The organism is Bacillus salipaludis, from assembly GCF_004358205.1.
In genome coordinates this window covers 1-2,513 of the sequence record NZ_SMYO01000079.1, presented here as the reverse complement: position 1 = coordinate 2,513, position 2,513 = coordinate 1, and the positions used below count along the sequence as shown (strand labels likewise).

2 protein-coding genes and 1 pseudogene are annotated in these 2,513 nt (G+C 37.1%); 1 reads left to right on the top strand and 2 read right to left on the bottom strand.

Annotation, left to right across the window (positions count from 1 at the left end; genetic code table 11):
- Positions 1-592 precede the first annotated feature (592 nt).
- Positions 593-930: pseudogene (locus tag E2K98_RS30380) on the bottom strand (recombinase family protein); the annotation flags it as partial.
- 265 nt (positions 931-1,195) lie between these two features.
- On the opposite strand from E2K98_RS30380, the gene E2K98_RS30375 reads away from it, so the two are divergent.
- Positions 1,196-1,729 (top strand): GNAT family N-acetyltransferase, encoded by a 534-nt coding sequence (locus E2K98_RS30375; protein ID WP_133340715.1) that lies wholly within the window; start codon positions 1,196-1,198, stop codon positions 1,727-1,729.
- 385 nt (positions 1,730-2,114) lie between these two features.
- On the opposite strand, the gene E2K98_RS30370 is transcribed toward E2K98_RS30375, so the two are convergent.
- The gene (locus E2K98_RS30370; protein WP_133340713.1) at positions 2,115-2,345 is read right to left on the bottom strand and encodes a hypothetical protein; all 231 of its coding nucleotides are present in this window, start codon (positions 2,343-2,345) and stop codon (positions 2,115-2,117) included.
- Positions 2,346-2,513: the final 168 nt, after the last annotated feature.

Sequence of the window (2,513 nt, the reverse complement as noted above, 5' to 3'; positions counted from 1 at the left end):
GCCCGCCACCTAACTGTCTACGCTTAAAGACTAAAGTTACCTTTAGCCCTCCAAGACTCGCTACGAGCGAATGGCTAGTTCTTACTCGACGGGAATCCCACCCGTTATATGATACGACCTAGGCTCGGCCGCACACCTGCCCCGTTAGTTCAATAAGAAAAGCCGCCGTAATGGCAGCTTTTTCGATCCTCCTGCACGTTTAATCCTTGAAGCAGTCCTTACATCGCCGCCAGCTAAATGGCTTACTGACTTTATCTGCTTCATCGGATAATTCAGTTATGTCGGTTGAACAATATTTTGGATACCGTGTTGTATATGTTCCAATCCGAGAAGGAACTGTTAGATGGCGACACCCCACTTTATGAAGAACATTCCCCGTCTTTCCTCCCGCATAGTTAAATACGAAACCATTACTATTCTTCTTACACCAATCCTCATAATCCCTTTCTTGATTGTAAAATGGCGGTAACAACGACAATCACCTCTCTTCTCAAAACATAACTCTCAAAAAGTTAATTAAGTAATTATTCCTTATTTTTATAGGAAATCCTTCCTAAATTAAAAAAAGGCGACCATTTCTGTCACCCTCATTTTATCCCTCTTTATTTTTACTACTTATGGCGTTCTTTGACCTTATTAGTGTGCTTTTACTTATCCCCGTTGCTTCACTACTTGCTTATATGAATGGGTTTCCAGCAGCTTCAAAGCATGTTCAATTTGTTTTTTACCATACTTTTTCGGCCTGCCTTCTCGAAAGTCGTCACGTTGTTTTGCAATTGCCTCGCCTTCTTGTGTCCGTTCAACGATCATATCCCTTTCAAATTCAGCAAAAGCCAGCATGACACTTAATATTAGCCGACCTGTTGGCGTATGCTCGACTAATCCCATGTTTAACACATAAACTTTAATTCCTTTTTCAAAAAGCCCTTTAATGTAAGCTGCCCCGTCGAATAAAAAAAGGGCTACCTCAGCATAACGGGTTCGGTTATAGAGTAGAAAAACTCAATTTGCACACCAATTCGCACCTTAATTAGCAATTAAATTCTCGGTAATTTCACATAAGAAAACGCACAGTGATTGGTCCTCTGTGCGTTTCTATGTTTATGGAATTGTTTGAATGAACTTTCCGAAGGTTTTATGGGAATTTATGTTAAAATAAATACAAGGAAATTGAAGAGAGAAAGGGAGAGGAAAAATGTTCCCCATACTAGAAACAGAGAGATTATTGCTTAGAGAAATTTCAAAGGATGATGCAGAGGGCATATTCGCTTGTTTTTCTAATGAAAATGTTACGAAATATTATGGTCAAGAAACTTTAGAAAGTAAAGAACAAGCAGAGTCATTTGTCGATTTCTTTGCCAACAGTTACAAGGAGAAAAGAGGAATACGTTGGGGAATTGAAATAAAAGGAACCCAAGGAATAATTGGCACTATTGGATTTAATGCTTGGTCACCGAAACATAGACGAGCAGAAATCGGTTATGAAATTCATCCTGAACAATGGAGAAAGGGTTATACCTTTGAAGCCGTATCTAAAGTTGTTCAATATGGATTTAATGAATTTGCTCTAACTCGTATCGGTGCAGTTGTCTTTATGGATAATGAAGCATCTAGTAATTTGCTTACCAAAGTTGGATTTCAAAAAGAAGGCATTCTGAGGGATTATATGTACCAAAATGGGAAGGCATATGATACATATGTTTATTCATTACTTAAAAATAATAGATAGAGGAAGATGACAATATTTGAACAACAAGACCGATTGCTTACTCGGACTTGTTCTCATTATTGTTGCATATAGGATAAACTTCATCCGTCATCTGTTCCTATTGAATTAACATAACAAATAGTATCCAAATTAGCAGGGGTTTTAACATATCAATTAGCAACAGTCTGCTAGACAGCAGACTGTTGCTATTTACTATGCGAATTATTGTGATGTTTTTAGTACTAAAACAGTATAAACATTGTTATAACAACAAAAATAGGGATACCAATTCTTGTGCGAATTAATATCCCTTTTAGGTTGTTACTTAATGTTTTCTACTTCAAAACCAAACCCGTTAACCTCAGCAACCCCATCTTTAACATAAGCACCTGTTAGTGAATGAACATTATTTGTGTGGTAAAGGTTTTTCAGGGCGATTAGGACAGTATGTACAATCTGGATCACTACATTTGGATTCAGTCCAGTTATTACATTGAGGGCAAAAATAAGCATCAAAATCTTCATAGTATACTAAATTAAATTTGCAATCAGAACAGCTTTGGTTTTGGTCAATATGACCATAAAATTCAAAGTAATCAATTATTACCTTGTCGTCATCTTTTACTTCAATTTTCATAAATTTGCCCCTATCTTTTATTAGTCGAGTAGAAGGGAGCCTTTCTACCTTGCGGTAGATTGTACTCCTCCCCCCTCACAGAACCGTGCTTGCGCTATTAACGCACACGGCTCCTCCTAGTCATCATTTACAAAATATAGCTAATTTCTTTTCTTAAGTCGTATATAT

Coding starts and splice junctions, on each gene's coding strand:
- E2K98_RS30375 (WP_133340715.1), top strand. CDS start 1,196: ATGTTCCCCATACTAGAAACAGAGAGATTATTGCTTAGAGAAATTTCA.
- E2K98_RS30370 (WP_133340713.1), bottom strand. CDS start 2,345: ATGAAAATTGAAGTAAAAGATGACGACAAGGTAATAATTGATTACTTT.